Annotated in this window: 15 protein-coding genes and 1 riboswitch; all 15 genes read right to left on the bottom strand. The window is 44.3% G+C overall.

Translation table 11 applies throughout. The features are described 5' to 3' along the window. Nucleotides 1-663: 663 nt before the first annotated feature. The gene (gene purD, locus CUU66_RS23545) at nucleotides 664-1938 is read right to left on the bottom strand and encodes a phosphoribosylamine--glycine ligase (protein ID WP_101645841.1); all 1275 of its coding nucleotides are present in this window, start codon (nucleotides 1936-1938) and stop codon (nucleotides 664-666) included. 15 nt (nucleotides 1939-1953) lie between these two features. After that, nucleotides 1954-3489 (bottom strand): bifunctional phosphoribosylaminoimidazolecarboxamide formyltransferase/IMP cyclohydrolase, encoded by a 1536-nt coding sequence (gene purH, locus CUU66_RS23540; protein WP_101645840.1) that lies wholly within the window; start codon nucleotides 3487-3489, stop codon nucleotides 1954-1956. Next, nucleotides 3471-4076 (bottom strand): phosphoribosylglycinamide formyltransferase, encoded by a 606-nt coding sequence (gene purN, locus CUU66_RS23535; RefSeq protein WP_101645839.1) that lies wholly within the window; start codon nucleotides 4074-4076, stop codon nucleotides 3471-3473. The genes purH and purN overlap by 19 nt, the downstream gene beginning before the upstream one ends. After that, nucleotides 4073-5110, bottom strand: a complete 1038-nt coding sequence (gene purM, locus CUU66_RS23530) for a phosphoribosylformylglycinamidine cyclo-ligase (protein ID WP_101645838.1) — start codon at nucleotides 5108-5110, stop codon at nucleotides 4073-4075. The genes purN and purM overlap by 4 nt, the downstream gene beginning before the upstream one ends. Before the next feature lie 77 nt (nucleotides 5111-5187). Continuing rightward, the gene (gene purF / locus CUU66_RS23525) at nucleotides 5188-6591 is read right to left on the bottom strand and encodes an amidophosphoribosyltransferase (RefSeq protein ID WP_101645837.1); all 1404 of its coding nucleotides are present in this window, start codon (nucleotides 6589-6591) and stop codon (nucleotides 5188-5190) included. After that, a complete protein-coding gene (gene purL, locus CUU66_RS23520) occupies nucleotides 6576-8798 on the bottom strand; it encodes a phosphoribosylformylglycinamidine synthase subunit PurL (protein ID WP_101645836.1) in 2223 nt (740 codons plus the stop codon). Before purL ends, purF begins: the two co-directional genes overlap by 16 nt. Continuing rightward, on the bottom strand, nucleotides 8782-9468 hold the full coding sequence (purQ, locus tag CUU66_RS23515) for a phosphoribosylformylglycinamidine synthase subunit PurQ (RefSeq protein ID WP_101645835.1): 687 nt from the start codon (nucleotides 9466-9468) through the stop codon (nucleotides 8782-8784). The genes purL and purQ overlap by 17 nt, the downstream gene beginning before the upstream one ends. Beyond that, nucleotides 9465-9719, bottom strand: a complete 255-nt coding sequence (gene purS, locus CUU66_RS23510) for a phosphoribosylformylglycinamidine synthase subunit PurS (protein ID WP_101645834.1) — start codon at nucleotides 9717-9719, stop codon at nucleotides 9465-9467. Before purS ends, purQ begins: the two co-directional genes overlap by 4 nt. Then, entirely contained in the window at nucleotides 9712-10431 is a 720-nt protein-coding gene (purC, locus tag CUU66_RS23505; RefSeq protein ID WP_101645833.1) for a phosphoribosylaminoimidazolesuccinocarboxamide synthase, read from the bottom strand. Before purC ends, purS begins: the two co-directional genes overlap by 8 nt. An 89-nt stretch (nucleotides 10432-10520) precedes the next feature. Then, nucleotides 10521-11813 carry an adenylosuccinate lyase gene (gene purB / locus CUU66_RS23500; RefSeq protein ID WP_101645832.1) on the bottom strand — a complete coding sequence of 431 codons (1293 nt, stop codon included), beginning with the start codon at nucleotides 11811-11813 and terminating at the stop codon, nucleotides 10521-10523. Between the two features lie 19 nt (nucleotides 11814-11832). Further along, complete coding sequence (gene purK, locus CUU66_RS23495; protein WP_101645831.1) at nucleotides 11833-12969, bottom strand: 5-(carboxyamino)imidazole ribonucleotide synthase; 1137 nt, start codon at nucleotides 12967-12969, stop codon at nucleotides 11833-11835. Then, a complete protein-coding gene (gene purE, locus CUU66_RS23490; protein ID WP_101645830.1) occupies nucleotides 12950-13441 on the bottom strand; it encodes a 5-(carboxyamino)imidazole ribonucleotide mutase in 492 nt (163 codons plus the stop codon). The genes purK and purE overlap by 20 nt, the downstream gene beginning before the upstream one ends. Before the next feature lie 110 nt (nucleotides 13442-13551). Further along, nucleotides 13552-13653, bottom strand: a riboswitch (purine riboswitch). An 87-nt stretch (nucleotides 13654-13740) separates the two neighbouring features. After that, entirely contained in the window at nucleotides 13741-13941 is a 201-nt protein-coding gene (locus CUU66_RS23485; RefSeq protein ID WP_101645829.1) for an NETI motif-containing protein, read from the bottom strand. A 144-nt stretch (nucleotides 13942-14085) separates the two neighbouring features. After that, nucleotides 14086-17214 (bottom strand): MMPL family transporter, encoded by a 3129-nt coding sequence (locus CUU66_RS23480; RefSeq protein WP_101645828.1) that lies wholly within the window; start codon nucleotides 17212-17214, stop codon nucleotides 14086-14088. 2 nt (nucleotides 17215-17216) lie between these two features. After that, nucleotides 17217-17678, bottom strand: coding sequence for a MarR family winged helix-turn-helix transcriptional regulator (locus tag CUU66_RS23475; protein WP_101645827.1), 462 nt, complete (start codon nucleotides 17676-17678; stop codon nucleotides 17217-17219). Nucleotides 17679-18120 lie beyond the last annotated feature (442 nt).

Below are 18120 nucleotides of genomic sequence, written 5' to 3'. Positions count from 1 at the left end.
ACAGGATGTGCGAGCCAGGCGTGGCCACAGGACGTGGCGTTCGAGCGTGGTAAGTGCGACTAAGCTTCTGTCTTCGCTAACGCTCCCCAATCAGCAAGTCTTCTTTATCGGGTCTGAACAAGGCGCTTCCGCTTTTCGATCAGGTGAGACCCCACAGGCGAAGCCGAGGAGGCTCAGCGCCCGCCCCTAAGGTCCGCGAGCATCCTGTAGTGGAAATCAACCCCGATGTTCAATAACAACAAAGTTTGCGAAAACAGCCATTTAAAAAGACGATCCACCTTCCCGAATCAATGCCTCCCAGCTGCTCTTGTATCGGTTTTCATAGTTTTTAAGATCCGGCTGGAAGTTTATGCTTTGGTTTTCGAGGTTTATGCTTAGGTTTACTTGTTTTATGCTTAAGTTTTCCGGGTTTATGATTATGTTCAGGTGTTTTATGCTTAAGTGCCGATCGCCTTTGCTTATCTTTGGTGACATATGCTTGTCTATTGGCGGTTATGCTTATTAACAGGTATTTATGCTGATGTTTATACTTTCTCTAGAAGACCAGAGGAGAACACAGACTCGAGAACGAGCCCAGCACTAAGCCGCGAATTGTTTTTTGCCTAATATTCTCATTTTACAAAGATAAAAAAAGAGCAGATCCATAAGATCCACTCTTCAGCTTTATACTGTGTGCTTCTTTTTCAGTGCTTTATTTCCAATGTCTGTCCTATAAAACAGACCCTCACTCTTGATTTGTCGTACTTCTTTATATGCCTTTTCCTGTGCATCATCAAGACTATCTGCCTTAGCGGAAACCAGCAGCACTCTGCCGCCATTCGTTATAAATTGGCCATCGCCGTTTATGGCTGTTCCAGCATGAAAGACAGCTGTATCTTCACCTATTGTTTCGGGAAGGGTAATAATTTGCCCTTTGTCGTACTGGGCAGGATATCCTTTAGCAGCAAGAACTACACCAAGAACTGCTTGAGAATGCCACTCAATCTCTAGATTTTCTCCTTTTAAAACCGCTTCGATCACATCTGCTAAATCTGACCTCAGTCGGGGCAGGACAACCTGTGTTTCCGGGTCCCCAAACCGGGCGTTAAATTCAATGACTTTCGTTCCCTGCTCAGTTGCCATGAGGCCGGCGTAAAGAATTCCAGTGAATGGACGATCTTCTTTCACCATTGCCGAAGCAGCAGGAATCAGGACGGTTTGGACAGCCTCGGTAATGGTTTCTTCAGAAATTTGAGGAACCGGAGAATAGGCACCCATTCCGCCGGTATTCGGGCCATTGTCGCCATCATACGCGCGCTTATGATCCTGGGCAATCACCATTGGATACACGTTTTCTCCATTAACAAAAGCCATTAACGAGAACTCTTCTCCCGTTAAAAAGTCTTCGATTACTACACTGGAGGATGATTCACCAAACTTATCTTCTACGAGCATTTCACGGAGAGCGTTTATTGCTTCATTCATCGTCACCGCTACGACTACCCCTTTACCGGCTGCAAGGCCGTTTGCTTTTATAACGATAGGAACACCTTTTTGCTCGATATAAGCTTTTGCATCTTCGAAAGAAGTAAAGGTTTGATAGTCAGCGGTAGGAATGTCATACTTCTTCATTAAATCCTTGGCGAATGTTTTACTTCCTTCAATTTCTGCCGCATTCTGCCGCGGCCCGAAAACGGTCAGTCCCGCTGCCTCGAAATCATTGACTATCCCATTTAACAGCGCGACCTCTGGCCCAATAAAGGTTAAATCAATTTCATGTGCACGGGCGAAAGCAATTAATTCCTCATGCTGATTTTCATTGATGGGCACCAATTCCGCCGCGTCCTTCATACCTGGATTGCCTGGAGCTGCGTACACTTTCTGGACTTTGCTGCTCTCGTTGAATTTAGCTGCGATTGCATGTTCCCGTCCGCCCTGTCCTATAACTAAAACCTTCAAAAGATCACCCCAGTTTTAATGTTTAAAATGTCTAATGCCCGTAAAGACCATGGCAATGCCATACTCGTCTGCTTTTTTGATTGAATCCTCATCGCGGATGGATCCACCCGGCTGAATAATCGCTGTTATTCCAGCCTTTGCTGCCGCCTCTACGGTATCACCCATCGGGAAAAATGCATCAGAGGCCAGGGCCGCACCCCGTGCTTTTTCTCCAGCCTGTTCCAGAGCAATCTTGGCAGAACCGACCCGGTTCATCTGGCCTGCACCAATTCCCAGTGTCATCGCTTGATCGCTGACGACGATTGCGTTTGATTTAACATGCTTCACAGTCTTCCAGCCAAGTTTTAGTGCTTCCCATTCTTCATCAGTCGGCTGGCGCTTTGTCGGAACCTTTATATCTGCCTCATTCAAACCATATGCGTCCATGTCCTGAACAAGCAGACCGCCTTCAACAGAGGTGATCTTCTTTTCGATAGCCTTATTCCCCTCAAAGGTTACGGTTAATAAACGCAGGTTTTTCTTGGTTGTTAAAATATCTAAAGCTTCTTTAGAGAAAGCTGGTGCGATGACGATTTCTAAGAAAATTTCATGGAGCTTCTCGGCCGTTTCGCGGTCGACCTCGCGGTTTAATGCAACAATGCCGCCAAATATAGAGGTAGGATCTGCCTCGAATGCTTTTTGGAAAGCTTCTGAGATTGTGCTGCCAGTGCCCACTCCGCAAGGATTCATATGTTTGACTGCAACTGCGGCCGGTAAATCAAATTCTTTAACAATCTGGAGTGATGCATCTGCATCATTAATATTATTATAAGAAAGCTCTTTACCATGAAGCTGTTCAGCGTAAGCGAGTGAAAACTTTGAGCCAAGCGGTTTCTTATAGAAAGCAGCTTTTTGGTGCGGGTTCTCCCCGTAGCGCAGCGGCTGTTTCAACTCGTAGGTAACAGTATAGCTTTCTGGATTTTCCTCTTCAGCAAGCTTTGTCATATACTCCGAAATAACTGCATCATATGCAGCCGTGTGGCGGAATACTTTGGCGGCGAGCTTTCGTCTGGTTGCGCTTTGTACTTCGCCGTCATGTTTTAATTCACCCAGGATGGTATCATAATCGGAAGGATCCACAACTACTGTTACGTATTCATGGTTTTTTGCAGAGGACCGAAGCATAGTTGGCCCGCCGATATCAATATTTTCAATAGCGTCTTCGACCGTTACATCCGGCTTTGAAATGGTCTGCTGGAAAGGATAAAGGTTGACACAGACCAGTTGGATAGGTTTGATTTGATGTTCTTCAAGCTGTTCTTGATGATCTCTTTCCCCGTGCTTTGCCAGTAGTGCTCCGTGTACATTCGGATGAAGCGTTTTAACACGTCCGTCCAGAATCTCTGGAAAGCCTGTTACGTCACTGATCCCAATTACTTCAACTCCATGTTCCATAAGGACCTTTTTAGTCCCGCCTGTCGAAATAATTTCAAATCCCGCTGTCAGCAGACCTTTCGCAAAGTCTACGATTCCTGTTTTGTCCGAAACACTAATTAACGCTCGCTTAGACATTCTAAAAACCCCTCCGTAAATTCCTTTTGTAATAGCTCCTGCAGTACCGCTGGATATAAAAGATGTTCTACTTCCTGAATTCTGGACTGAAGGGTTTCCCGTGTATCGCCGTTCAGCACATCCACCGCCTTTTGAGCAATGATCGGACCCGTATCCATACCCGCATCCACGAAATGGACCGTTACCCCCGTCACTTTCACTCCTGCATGGAAGGCTTGGCCAATGGCATCCTTTCCGGGAAATGACGGCAGCAGCGATGGATGAATATTTACTATCCTTTTGGTATAAGCAGATAGCAAAGTAGAGCCTATTAATCTCATATATCCAGCTAGGACAATAAAGTCCACCCTATATTCTGCAAGTTTCCTTAAAATGATTGTTTCAAAGGCTTCTTTACTTTCATAGTCCTTTGGAGAAAAAACAAAAACCGGAATTTGTTTTTGCTTTGCTCTTTGAATCACATACGCTTTTGGATTATCACATACAAGCAGGCCGATTTCTGCTTGAAGCTTATTTCCTTGGACCGCTTCAGCAATCGACTCAAAATTGCTGCCGCTCCCCGATGCAAAGACTGCTATTTTTCTCATACTAATTCTCCTGTGAAAGTAACGCCTTCGCCTTGTATAACTTTGCCGATTGCATATGCCTTTTCACCATTGGCATTGAAAAACTCAGTGAGGCTGTCTGCTTCCTCTTCCTTGATTGAAATCACCATACCTATGCCCATATTGAAGATATTAAACATTTCTTCTTTCTTCAGATTCCCTTTTTCCTGAAGAAAAGAAAAGATCGGGTTCGCTTTCCAGCTTCCCAGCTGAATTTCTGTTCCCAGGCCTTCCGGAACCATTCTTGGTATGTTTTCAATAAATCCACCGCCTGTAATATGGGCCATCCCGGTTATTGAATAACTCTTTAGGGCTTCGATAATAGGCTTAACATAGATTTTGGTCGGGCGGATCAGCTCTTCCCCTAATGTACAGCCGAGTTCTTCCACATAATCTTGAAGCTGCAGGCTGTTGTCCTGAAGAAGAATCTTGCGGACAAGAGAATAGCCATTGCTGTGGATGCCGCTTGAAGCCAGCCCTATCAGAATATCCCCGTCAGAGATTTCCTTTCCGGTCACAAGCTTTGACTTTTCAACAGCTCCAACAGTAAATCCCGCCAGATCATATTCTTCCTCGCCGTACATCCCGGGCATTTCTGCCGTCTCGCCGCCAATCAGGGCACAGCCGGCTTGTTCACACCCGTCAGAGATTCCCTTCACGATTGCTTCTATTTTCTCGGGTTCTGCTTTCCCGCAGGCAATGTAATCCAGGAAATAGATAGGCTCTGCACCCTGTACAATAATATCATTGACACACATGGCTACGCAGTCTATACCAATCGTGTCATGCTTATCCAGCATGAAAGCAAGCATAAGCTTAGTCCCGACTCCGTCAGTTCCCGATACAAGGACCGGCTCCTTTAACTGAAGCGCAGATAAATCGAACATGCCGCCAAAACCGCCTAGCCCGCTCAGCACTTCAGGCCTCATCGTCCGCTTCACATGCTTCTTCATCCGATTAACAGCCTCATACCCTGCTTCTATATCCACACCTGCCTGCTTATACGCATTAGCCATTGAAGGACCCTCCTGTTTTTCTTTGGGAAATAATCCGGGAAATGGGGGACTGTCCCCATTTCCCGATAGTTTCCGAATCAGCATTTTTGATAGTTTTCTAGTTCTTCGTATATTTCGGTCGGATATTTGCCGTTAAAGCAGGCCATGCATTGGCCCCCTCCTTCGAATGGGCGTCCGATCGCTTTAATTGTTCCTTCGACAGATAGGAAGGTTAGGGAATCCGCGCCTATAATCTCGCGGATTTCTTCCACTGAGTTAGACGAGGCGATAAGCTCCTCCCTGGAAGATGTATCAATGCCGTAGAAACACGGGTTTTTGATAGGAGGAGAACTGATGACCACATGTACCTCTGTCGCCCCGGCTTCTTTCAGCATATTTACGATCCGTCTGCTGGTTGTTCCCCGAACGATAGAGTCATCCACCATAATAACTCGTTTTCCCTCGACCACGCCGCGGACTGGTGCCAGTTTCATCTTTACACCCTGTTCACGAAGTGACTGGGAAGGCTGAATAAATGTTCTGCCTACATAACGGTTTTTAATTAAGCCCATTTCATAAGGGATGCCGGTTGCTTCCGCATACCCAATCGCAACAGAAATACTTGAATCCGGCACTCCGGTTACCACATCGGCTTCAATGGGAACTTCAAGAGCAAGCTGCTTTCCCAAGTTTTTTCTTGCCGTATGAACATTGATTCCATCCACATTACTATCTGGACGGGAAAAATAAATATATTCCATCGTGCACATTGAACGGTTTACATTTACCGCAAAACGCTCGGAATGGATGCCCTCATCATTAATCAGAAGAAGTTCTCCCGGTTCAACATCCCTGACAAACTCAGCACCTACAATATCAAGGGCACATGTTTCTGAGGCAAGTACATAGGCTTCCCCCAGGCGTCCAAGTGAAAGAGGCCGCAGCCCATTCGGATCCAGCGCCACCAGCAATTCGTTTTCCGTCATCGTCAGAAACGCATAAGCGCCTTTTAACATACTTAAAGCATTTTTGATCTTATCTTTAAGTTCAAAAAATCCTGACCGTTTAATTAAATGGGCAAGGACCTCCGTATCAGAGGTAGTTTGAAAAATACTTCCCTGTCCCTCAAGCTGATGCTTCAGCTGAGTTGCATTTACAAGATTCCCGTTATGGGCAATGGCCAGACCCCCAGTTTGGGAACGGAACAACAGAGGCTGGACATTCTCAAGCCCGCCCCCGCCTGCTGTAGCATACCGGACATGCCCGATGGCAGCTGTCCCGCTTAACTGTTCAATTTTATCTGAGCTAAACACCTCGGTAACCAGTCCTTCACCTTTGACACACTTCAATCCCGTTTCATCTCTGACAACGATGCCTGCGCCTTCCTGCCCCCGATGCTGCAGGGCATGAAGGCCATAATAAGTGATTTGAGCCGCATCCGGATGGCCCCAGACTCCAAAAACACCACATTCTTCATTTAAACCTTTTAACTCAGCAAGCATGGGATAGCTCCTTTCCAGGCTGTAAATAATTCGTTTATTTCTGCCTTTACAATCGGCTGGCTGCTGCTGTCAGTTATCGTTAATATTGGCATATCTGTAACTTTTCCAACTAAATTTGCTTCTTGTATAAGCCCTTCAAACTCAGCTTGGTTAACCGCAGATACAGATACTAAGAAGCGGGATTGGGTTTCACTGAATAACGCTGACGCGGTGTTCCCAGAAACCTTGATTTCTGCTCCCAACTGCCTATCACCAAACACTGATTCTGCTAGTGCTACTGCAAGTCCGCCTTCCGCAATATCATGAGCTGAAGCAACTAGACCTTTTTGGATGGCTGCAAGCAGCTGCTTCTGCCTGTTCAGCTCCACTTCAAGGTCAATTTCAGGTGCTTTCCCAAAAATTTTGCCTTCTAGCATTTTTTGAAGCTCGCTTCCCCCAAACTCTTCTTTTGTTTCACCAATGACATATATAAGATCACCAGACTCTTTAAAGCTTTGAGTCGTGATATGTGCCACATCATGGACTAATCCAACCATCCCAACTACAGGAGTAGGATAGATCGCTTCACCGTTTGTTTCGTTATAAAGGGAAACATTGCCGCCGATTACCGGAGTGCTTAGTGTCCTGCAGGCATCACTCATGCCATCTACCGCTTTTTCAATCTGCCAGAAAATCTCAGGCTTTTCCGGGTTTCCGAAATTCAAGCAATCGGTAATCGCAAGAGGCTCTGCACCTGAGCAGACAATATTACGTGCAGCTTCCGCTACGGCAATTTTACCGCCTGTCTCAGGATCAAGATACAAGTAACGGGAGTTACAATCCGTCGTCATAGCCAGAGCTTTATTGGTTTCACGGATCCTGACAACTGCTGCATCGGAGCCCGGTGCCACAACCGTATTGGTCCTCACCATGTAGTCATACTGGTCATAGACCCATTCCTTGCTGGCGATTGTCGGCTGGGACAGAAGATTCTTCAATGTTTCTGTATAATCTTCTATCACTGGAGTGGAAACCTCCATTTCCTGAAATTCGCGGTAAGCGGCCGGTTCTGACGATGGCTTATGATACACAGGCGCTTCCTCTGCAAGTGCATCAACCGGTACATCTGCCACAACTTCACCTTTGTGAATCAGACGAAGCTTTTGATCGTCCGTTACGGTCCCAATGGAAACTGCCTCTAGATCATATTTTGAGAATAGATCCACAATTTCTTGTTCACGGCCTTTTGTGACAACAATCAACATCCGTTCCTGAGATTCAGAGAGCATCATTTCATACGCTGTCATACCTGTTTCACGCTGCGGGACAAGATCAAGGTTCATTTCAATTCCCGAACCAGCTTTACTTGCCATTTCGGCTGAAGAGCTTGTAAGACCTGCCGCTCCCATATCCTGAATGCCGACTAAAGCATCACAATGAATAAGTTCGAGACATGCCTCAAGTAGAAGCTTCTCCATAAACGGATCCCCAACCTGCACTGCAGGCCGCTTTTCTTCAGATGCATCCGTCAATTCCTCAGAAGCGAACGTTGCCCCATGGATTCCATCACGGCCTGTTTTAGCACCGACATACATGACGGTATTCCCAACACCGTGGGCTTGGCCTTTTTTGATATCTTCATGGTTAATCAGTCCGACACACATCGCATTTACAAGCGGGTTTCCTTCATAGGAAGGATCAAACTGAATTTCTCCGCCTACAGTCGGGATCCCGATACAGTTTCCGTACCCTGCAATACCCGCTACTACTTCTTTGAATAGATATTTACCTCGTGAAGATTGCAGTTCACCGAAACGCAGGGAATTCAGCAGCGCAATCGGGCGGGCGCCCATCGAGAATACGTCACGGATAATTCCGCCGACACCAGTAGCTGCACCCTGATACGGCTCAATGGCCGAAGGATGATTATGACTTTCTATTTTAAAAACAACCGCTTGGTTATCACCGATGTCCACAATTCCCGCACCTTCGCCCGGACCTTGGAGAACTTTTTCTCCAGTTGTCGGGAATTTTCTTAAGACGGGTTTAGAATTTTTATAGCTGCAATGTTCAGACCACATAACCGAAAACAATCCAAGCTCTGTATAGTTAGGAAGACGGCCAAGGGTACTCTCAACCATCGCAAATTCTTCATCCGATAATCCCATTTCTGCATAAATTCTTTCTGATTTGATCAATTCAGGATTTGGTTCAAGCATTAACGACATGAGATTCCCTCCAATGTTTTACTATCGATTGAAACAGCCTTAAGCCGTCAGCACTGCCTAAAAGAATATCCACGGCACGTTCAGGGTGCGGCATCATACCTAAGACATTTCCCTTTTCATTTGTAATGCCAGCTATATCTGCCAGGCTTCCGTTCGGATTCTCCCCATGATAGGTAAAGGCAATCTGTTTATTCTCTTTAAGCTTTGCCAGCGTTTCTTCATCACAATAATAATTGCCTTCCCCATGTGCAATAGGTATCTGTATGATTTCACCCTCTTGGTAAGCACCTGTAAAAAGGGTATCTGCATTTTCTACTTTCAATTGGACAGTTCGGCACATAAATTTTAAATTCTGGTTTCTGCGCATAGCCCCTGGAAGCAGACCTGCTTCCAAAAGAATCTGAAATCCGTTGCACACTCCAAGGACAGGTTTGCCAGCCTCAGCCGCTTTGACTACTTCATTCATCACATTAGAGAAGCGTGCTATTGCGCCGGAGCGGAGATAGTCACCGTACGAGAATCCTCCTGGAAGAAGAATCCCATCATACCCTTCAAGGCTTCCTTCGGTGTGCCATACATATTTTGCTTCAGCACCAAGCTCATCCTTGATCGCGTGGAACATATCTACATCACAGTTAGAACCGGGAAAAACGATGACTGCGAATCTCACTGTGCGACTACCTCCTCCACCTCGTAGCGGTAATCTTCAATTACTGTATTAGCAAGAAGTCTTTCGCACATTTCCCGGACCAATCCATCCAGATTGCGATTGGATTTTCCAATCGTAAGCTCCAGGTATTTCCCGATCCGGACATCCTGTACTTCACCATAAGACAGGCTGTGAAGTGATCCCTTCACCGCTGTACCCTGTGGATCTAAAACACTTTCCCTTAAAGTCACATAAACCTTTACTTTATACATGAAGACGTCCCCCTAGTCTTGTAAGTATGTTCTCATATGCTTCTGTTAAACTTCCTAAATCTCTTCGGAATACATCCTTATCGAGCTTTTCATTTGTTTCCAGATCCCATAAGCGGCAGGTATCAGGCGAAACTTCATCCGCAAGAAGGATATTTCCCTCTGCCGTTTTTCCAAACTCCAGCTTAAAGTCGATCAGCCGGATTCCAACTCCCTCAAAAAAGCTTGATAAAACTGCATTCACTTTTACAGCATGTTCTTTTAATTTTATTAATTCATCTGTACTCGCAATCTCTAATTCTCTGATATGGGCATCTATAATCAGTGGATCCCCAAGAGAATCGTCTTTGTAGTAAAACTCTATGATAGGCTGTTTGAATTGAATTCCCTCTTCTATTCCCAAACGTTTTGCAAGGCTGCCTGCCGAGAAGTTTCTAACGACCACTTCAAGCGGAATGATATCGACTTTTTGTACAAGCTGTTCACGGTCTGACAATTTTTTAATGAAGTGTGATGGAATGCCGGCTTCGTCAAGCTTTAAAAATAGCAGACTGGTAATCTCGTTATTCAGTACTCCTTTACCAGCGATTTCTGCCTTTTTCACCCCATTAAAAGCAGTGGCTGAATCTTTATATTCGATCCAAACGACTTTTTCATCTTCTGTTGAATAAATCTTCTTCGCTTTCCCCTCGTACAATAAAGTACCTTTTTGCATGGTTTTCCCCTCCAAAGTTTAGGAATATTAGGAATTTTGAGACTAAAGAATTTGGCTGCCGCCCGTGATCAAGCAGCCAAACTTCATTATTAAAGACCTAGGCGGTCAAAGATGACATCTACGTTCTTTAAGTGATAATTGTAGTCGAAGCAATCAGCAATCTCTTCCGGAGACAGAAGGCTTGTAATTTTATCATCCGCCTCAATCAATGTACGGAACTGCACCTGCTTTTCCCAGGCTTCCATGGCTTTCGGCTGAACCGTATCATAAGCCTCTTCGCGGACAAGCCCCTTATCTATAAGTGCCAGAAGTACACGCTGTGAATAAATCAGACCAAGTGTACGATCCATATTTCGCTTCATGTTCTCCGGGAACACGGTTAAATTTTTCACGATGTTTCCAAATCGATTTAACATGTAGTTTAAGGCAATCGTCGCATCTGGCAGGATAATCCGTTCTGCAGATGAGTGGGAAATATCCCGTTCATGCCACAGAGGGACATTCTCATAAGCCGTCATCATGAAGCCGCGGATCACACGGGCAAGACCTGTCATATTTTCAGATCCGATTGGATTCCGCTTATGCGGCATTGCCGAAGATCCTTTTTGGCCCTTTGCAAAGAACTCTTCCACCTCACGAGTCTCGCTCTTCTGAAGGCCTCTGATTTCAACTGCGAATTTCTCAATGGAAGTCGCGACTAAGGCAAGTGTTCCCATATAATGTGCATGGCGGTCACGCTGAAGGGTCTGCGTAGAAATGGGTGCAGCCTGCAGGCCCAGTTTCTCACATACATATTGCTCAACAAATGGATCAATATTAGCGTAAGTACCAACAGCGCCAGAAATCTTTCCAAATTCAATTCCTCTTGCCGCATCTTTAAACCGGTCCAGATTCCGCTTCATTTCTTCATACCAAAGTGCAAGTTTAAGACCAAAAGTAGTCGGCTCTGCGTGGACGCCGTGTGTGCGGCCCATCATAACGGTATATTTATGTTCCTGAGCCTTGTTCTTGAGGATTTCAACAAAGTTCTCAATATCCTTAAGAAGAATTTCATTAGCCTGCTTCAATACGTATGATAGAGCTGTGTCTACAACATCGGTTGAAGTTAAGCCGTAATGTACCCATTTACGCTCTTCGCCTAGAGTTTCAGATACCGCTCTTGTAAAAGCAACTACATCATGGCGTGTTTCTTCTTCAATTTCTTTAATCCGATCCACATCAAAGGATGCCTTTTCTCTCAGCAGTGCTACATCCTCTTTTGGTATGGCACCCAGCTCTGCCCATGCTTCACATGCCAGGATTTCTACTTCAAGCCATGCATTAAAGCGGTTTTCTTCTGTCCAAATCGTGCCCATTTCAGGTCTTGTGTAACGTTCAATCATGTAAATCCCCCGTTCAAAATTATGCTTGCCAGATCTTGCTCATGCCAGCGTCTCTTAGTGCATCATCCACTGATTTACGCAAAATATTCACATGCCCCATCTTGCGTTTTTCTTTGGCTTCCTTTTTTCCATAGAGATGGACCTTCCAGTCATCCAGCACTGGAATCTCTTCCAATAATCTTTCCAAATGCTCACCCAGGATATTTACCATAACAACCGGTTTTAGCAGTTCTGTGCTGCCAAGAGGCCAGTTGCATACAGCTCTGATATGCTGTTCAAATTGCGATGTTTGGCATGCTTCCATGGTATAGTGCCCGGAATTATGAGGTCTTGGTGCGATTTCATTTATCACGATTTCCCCAGCTTCGGTTAAAAACATTTCTACAGCAAGTGTCCCAACAAGTTCTAAATGTTCAGCGAGCCGGACCGCTTTCTCCTCCGCCGCCTCGAATGCCGGACCGCTGATTCTGGCAGGCACAATGGTTTGGTGCAGGATGTTCTGGATATGAATATTCTCAGCCGTTGGAAAGACGGTATAATCACCATTACCTTTTCTCGTGACAATCACAGAGATTTCCTTTACAAAAGGAACCCACGCCTCCAGCACACATGGGCCGTTTCGTAGCAGACCTGCCGCTTCGGCTATATCGGATTCTGCCCGGATCACATGCTGGCCTTTCCCATCATATCCGCCTGTTGCAGTCTTTAGCACACATGGATATCCAAGCTTCTGTACCTGTTCATGTACCTGTGATGCTTCATTTATGACTGCATAAGGAGCAACGGGTACCCCCGCTTTTTGGATAGCCTCTTTTTCCAGTACTCTGTTCTGCGATATTCTTAATATTTCTGTTCCCTGGGGAATATACGCATAGTTTCTCAGCCATTCCAAGCTTTCCGCATTTATATTTTCAAATTCGAAAGTGATGACATCGCTGATTGTAGCCAGCTGTTCAAGTGCTTCCAGGTTATCATAATCTGATGTTATGGCAGTGTCCGCCACTTGTGAGCAAGGACAATCAGGTGTCGGATCAAGAACTGCAATTTTAAATCCCGATGCCTTTGCCGCTAGTGCCATCATTCGGCCCAGCTGGCCTCCGCCGATGATTCCAATGGTCTGCCCCGGTAAGATGGTTTTAAAATGTAAGTTGTTCACTGCTTACTAACACCTTTTCTCTAGTTTCATTTCGCATGTTTTCTATCCTTAAAGCAAGGGCCTCATCCGATGCACCTATCATTTGTGCTGCCAGAATCCCTGCGTTTACCGCACCTGCTTTCCCGATTGCAACGGTGGCAACAGGGATCCCGCCAGGCATCTGTACGATGGATAACAGGGAATCCAAACCCTTTAATGCTTTGGACTGCACGGGGACGCCGATTACTGGAAGTGTTGTTTTAGAGGCAGTCATGCCGGGCAGATGGGCCGCCCCCCCTGCACCTGCAATAATTACTTTCAACCCTCGGTCTCTTGCACTTTCTGCATACTCGAACATAAGATCTGGCGTGCGGTGTGCAGATATAACTTTAGCTTCAAATGAGACTTCTAAGCTTTCTAATGCTTCACACGCATATTTCATTGTATCCCAATCTGAGATACTTCCCATAATGACTCCAACTTGAGGTCTCATTTGTTATTCCTCCTATTTTGAACATAAAAAAACGGGTAGACTTCTTCTATGAGAGAAGATAGTCTACCCGGCGTAATTCAATCATTTTATGAGAAAAATTGCGCGCCGAAAACACTGCTACCTTCTCTCATAGTCCAATTATTTACGGTAATCGGGTAGAAACTTGCGGGCCATATCCCCGCTATTATATGAGAGAAACGTTATATATCATTTTCCATGTCTTTATCTTATCAATCCTGCGGCAGTGAGTCAACTTATTTTCGAACGATTTCTTTTTGTAAAACCTTATTGTTCGGTTTTTAGTCATTCTTTTTGGCTTCAAACACAATTCTTCTCCCAAATGGTTCATATTCCACATTTCCATTTTTCATTACTTCTTTAAATATAGGCTTTTCCATCCTGCGTACAGGTGTATATCCTTCAGCTTTCATCCGCTCAAGGCATTCATCAATCGATTCGTGTTCTCCTACCTCAAAGTTAACTTTCTTTCCTTTTGCCATATGCATACCTCACCTGTACTAAATGTTTGTTATAGTGTAACCATTTTTATTACGAAACTCAACGAAAGTCACTGCCGGTCCTACGAACATTTTATAAATCCAATAAAAAAGAGCAATCCAATATGGATTACTCTTTTTAATAAACTAATTTGTTCCTCGTTTAAATGGCCACCAATTTGCTTCACCGAAGTTCTTCACCATAACCGGGATAAACAGCGGCAGAATAATAAATGCGTATAGCAGCAGCCCTATTAATATTATCGAGGCGATCTGGAGGAGAGACAGCATTCCTGATGGCATCATAGCAGCAAATGTACCGCCTAGAATGATAACAGCAGAAATGATAACTGTTCCCATTTTTTTCATGGATAGCAGCATAGCGTCAGCCACTGACAAATCTTTATATTCATTAAAGCGGTCCATGAGGAAAATACTGTAATCCACTCCTAAGGCCACAAGGATAACGAAGCCAAAGAATGGAACTGCCCAGCTTATGCCGGTGTAATTGAAAATATCAACATATAGAACTTCATTGATCGCCATGGAAGTGTAATAAGTAAGGATCAACGAACCAATAATATAAACAGGCATGATAATTGAACGGAACAGGAAAACAAGAATGATGGATATACCCGCCAGCATCAATACGACTGTACGGGAATAATCCTGCCCGGACATCTTATCCAAGTCTGCATTTGTACTTGTTATTCCTCCTACAGCTAATACAGCATTTTCTAGTTTTGTATCCTTTGTTGCCCTTTTAACTGCTTCCTTGATCTCCGGAACCTGGCTGATGGCCTCATTAGAATAAGGATTTGATTTAAAGATCACATCCAAGGTCATATATTTTCGATCTTTTGACATGTACGCCTCTAAAGATTGTTCAAAATCCTTACTTTCCAGCACTTCTTCCGGAAGATAGAAATTATCCATCTGATTCGATTTAGACAGACCTGTTAAGTAGCTCTGTGCCGAACCAAGTCCCTCTGAAACTTGATCCAATCCTTCAGCACTCTGGCCTAACCCTTCCGTTAACTGTCCTAATTGTCCGGTTAAATCGCCGAATCCATTAAGCAGCTGTCTTTGTCCCCCATTAATTCCTTCGAGGCCTTGAGTTAATTTAGGGAAATTATCTACAATCTTTCCCTGGCCGTCAGCCAGTTGGTCTAAACCGTTTTTTTGCTGCTCAATACCGGAAATTAGCTTTTCCATCCCCGCTGCAAGCTGCTGCTGTCCGCTGATAGCTTTTTCAAAGCCAGAGTTGGCCGTATTAAGACCTCCATCTATTTGCCCAAGTCCTGAATTTAACTGACTTAGGCCGGTCGCAAGCGGGGCCAGCTGCTGCTGCAGCGTTTGAACTGTTCCTTTGATCTTTTGGTATTGGCTTTCATCTGCCAGGCCTTCATGTGTCTTTTCCAGGTAGGTGAAGTCTTCTTCCTTAATCTGTGCAAGACTGCCTGATAAAGCTGTCAGCCCCTTGCCGATTTGCGTATATTGTGAAGTTAAGCTGCCAAGATTGGATGCAGCAAGCTGGTAGCCGTCTAACAGTTTATTATAATTTGCTGCTAATTCTTCGGCACCTGACTTCGTCCGCTCTAATCCCTGCTTGATTTCTGTTGAACCTGCAGATCCTTGACGGACTCCATTTTCGATTATTGAAAGATTGGACTGAATCTCAGATAATCCTGACTTAATTTCCCCTGTCCCGTTAATCAAAGAATCAATTCCAGTAACTGCTTCCTTTAAATCAGGCTCTGATTTAGATAATTCACTGCCTGCTTCATGCAAGCCTTTACTTATCTGATTTATCCCCTCTTTTCCCTCTCCAAGGCCAGCCTCAAGGCTTTCCGACTGCTTAGATACAAAAAAGTCTTCAATAGGCTCACCAGTCGGCCTTGTTACCGAACGGACAGTATCCACTAAATCAACTTTTTCCAACTCCTGGCTGATCTTCTCCGCAATGGCGACATATTCAGTAGAATCCATTCTTTCATCATTTTTCAAGATAATTTGCGTAGGCATAGATTCCCCTGGCCCAAAACTGTCTGCAATTGCGTTAAAGGCTTTAATGGAAGGAACATCACCGCTAATTTCTTCTAATGAATTAAAAGATAAATTACCATCATATTTAACAAGGAAAGGAACACAAACTACAGCTACTATAATCAGCGCTGCCCATGGACGGGCAAGCGAAAAACGGCCGGAAGCTCCCCATAGCTTACTTTCCCCATGCTCTGCTTTCGCTTTGGATGGCCAGAATATTTTCATCCCTAAAACGGCCATGAAGAAAGGAACAATTGTAAACAAGGCAATAAGAAGGAGTGCTACTCCTACGGCAACAGCTGCCGCAGATTGATACAGTTTAAATTGAGAGAACCCGATTGCCGCGAAGCCGATCATTACGGCTAGACCGCTGAAAAACACTGTTCTCCCCGCATTACGATAGGTTGCTGTAATTGCTTGCGCCATCGTCTCATGGTGCGGCAGTTCTTCTTTAAACCGGCTAAGCAGCAGAATACAATAGTCTGTACCGATTCCAAATAAGACAGCTACCAAAAAGATTTGTGTGTAATTAGAAATAGGAAAATCAAATCTATCTACTAAGAAGGAAACAATCGATTGCGACGCAAGATACGAAAAGCCCACGGTAAGCAGTGGAATCACAGGAGCCACTACAGATCTAAACACAAGGAACAATACTACCAGAATAAAGACAACCGTAATGCCTTCCGTTTTCTTTAATCCCTCCTCAGAGCTTTTCGTCAGATCCTCATTAATCATCCAGTTGCTAGTATAGTAATGATCCACTTTTGCTTTTTCTATTGTGTCATACAAGGCTTCTCTGACCTGGTCTGGTTCGCGATCATTCCAGCTGATGCTGATAGAAGCTAGAATGGATCTCCCATCCTTTGATACTAGCTGGTCTTTCAAATTTTTATCATTAAAATGAGTCAAGAGCTGTTTGATACCTAATTCATCTTTTTTTGCTTCCAAGGCTCTAATCGCTTTTTCAGCTTCTTTTAGTTTATCTGCTGACAGCTTTTTATCATCATGAAATATAAGCGCAACCTGGGTTTCATCCCCGCCGCCTTTCTGTTTTTGAACTTCATCCATAATTTTTCCGGCAACCGCCGAGGAATATCCTCCCGGAACATCTACCTGACCCTTTTCCCGAACCAGCTCTGCCATATTAGGAGCAGCAAACAAAAGTCCTGCAACAGCAGCAATCCAAACCGCGATTACGAGCCACTTTCTTCTTATGATAAAATTCACACCTATTCCTCCACTTTAAAGTCTTTACTCTCTGTCAACACCTGATTTAACTTCTCATAGGTATCCAAAAACTGTTCAATTTCCTTCTGTTCAAACCGGTTAATCAGCGATTCCACCAGCTTATGTATCCGATTTTCCGTTTCAGCAAAAAGCATATTCCCCTTTTCAGTGAGAGTCAGGTACACTACCCGCCGGTCCTTCTCATCACGAGTTCTCTGTATTAACCCTTTTTCCCACAACCGATTAATAATGGCTGTTATAGCGCTTTTCTTTACCTCAAATACCTCAGCCAGCTCTGTCGACGTACATACATTAACATTGTGTATATACCTTAAGGTGTAATGCTGATCATTCGTTAAATCATCACCAATCTGACACTTAACTAAATTCTCGCCTTTCTTAGCAACCGAAAAGGAAAGTGAAATATACCTATCCACCAATTCTTTAATTTGATCTTGTGACATCCTGTATTCACCTGCCTTAAAAAAAGTTCTATCGTTTAATAATTAAACTGTTTAACTATTACTGTGTTTAACTTTAATACGCTGGGATTTGGCTGTCAACGACTTTTTATGTATTTAAGGATATCAACTGCTCACTTAACCTTTCTGCTTAGCTGGATCTGCATGGACAGGAAAAATTCATTCGAGTGTACGGGAAAATTGGCGGAGATCAAAAAACCTCATGCTCCCTTTTTTATCAGTATACGAGGCGAAATACTAATTTAGAGAGCTTATTAATTAGTTTGCAAGAAGCGGGACTGAGGATGAAACTTGATACTATATGGGTAAAACTTTACTAAATATTATTCTTCTATTCTTACCCCTCGGTTTAAAAGACACAAAAAAAAGACCAGCTATCACAGCTGATCTTCGGTCTGCCTGGCAGCGTCCTACTCTCACAGGG

The organism is Peribacillus deserti (assembly GCF_002863585.1).
GTDB lineage: Bacteria > Bacillota > Bacilli > Bacillales > DSM-1321 > Paraperibacillus > Paraperibacillus deserti_A.
The sequence above is the reverse complement of the archived record's forward strand: the minus strand, read 5'-3'. Positions and strand labels throughout refer to the sequence as shown.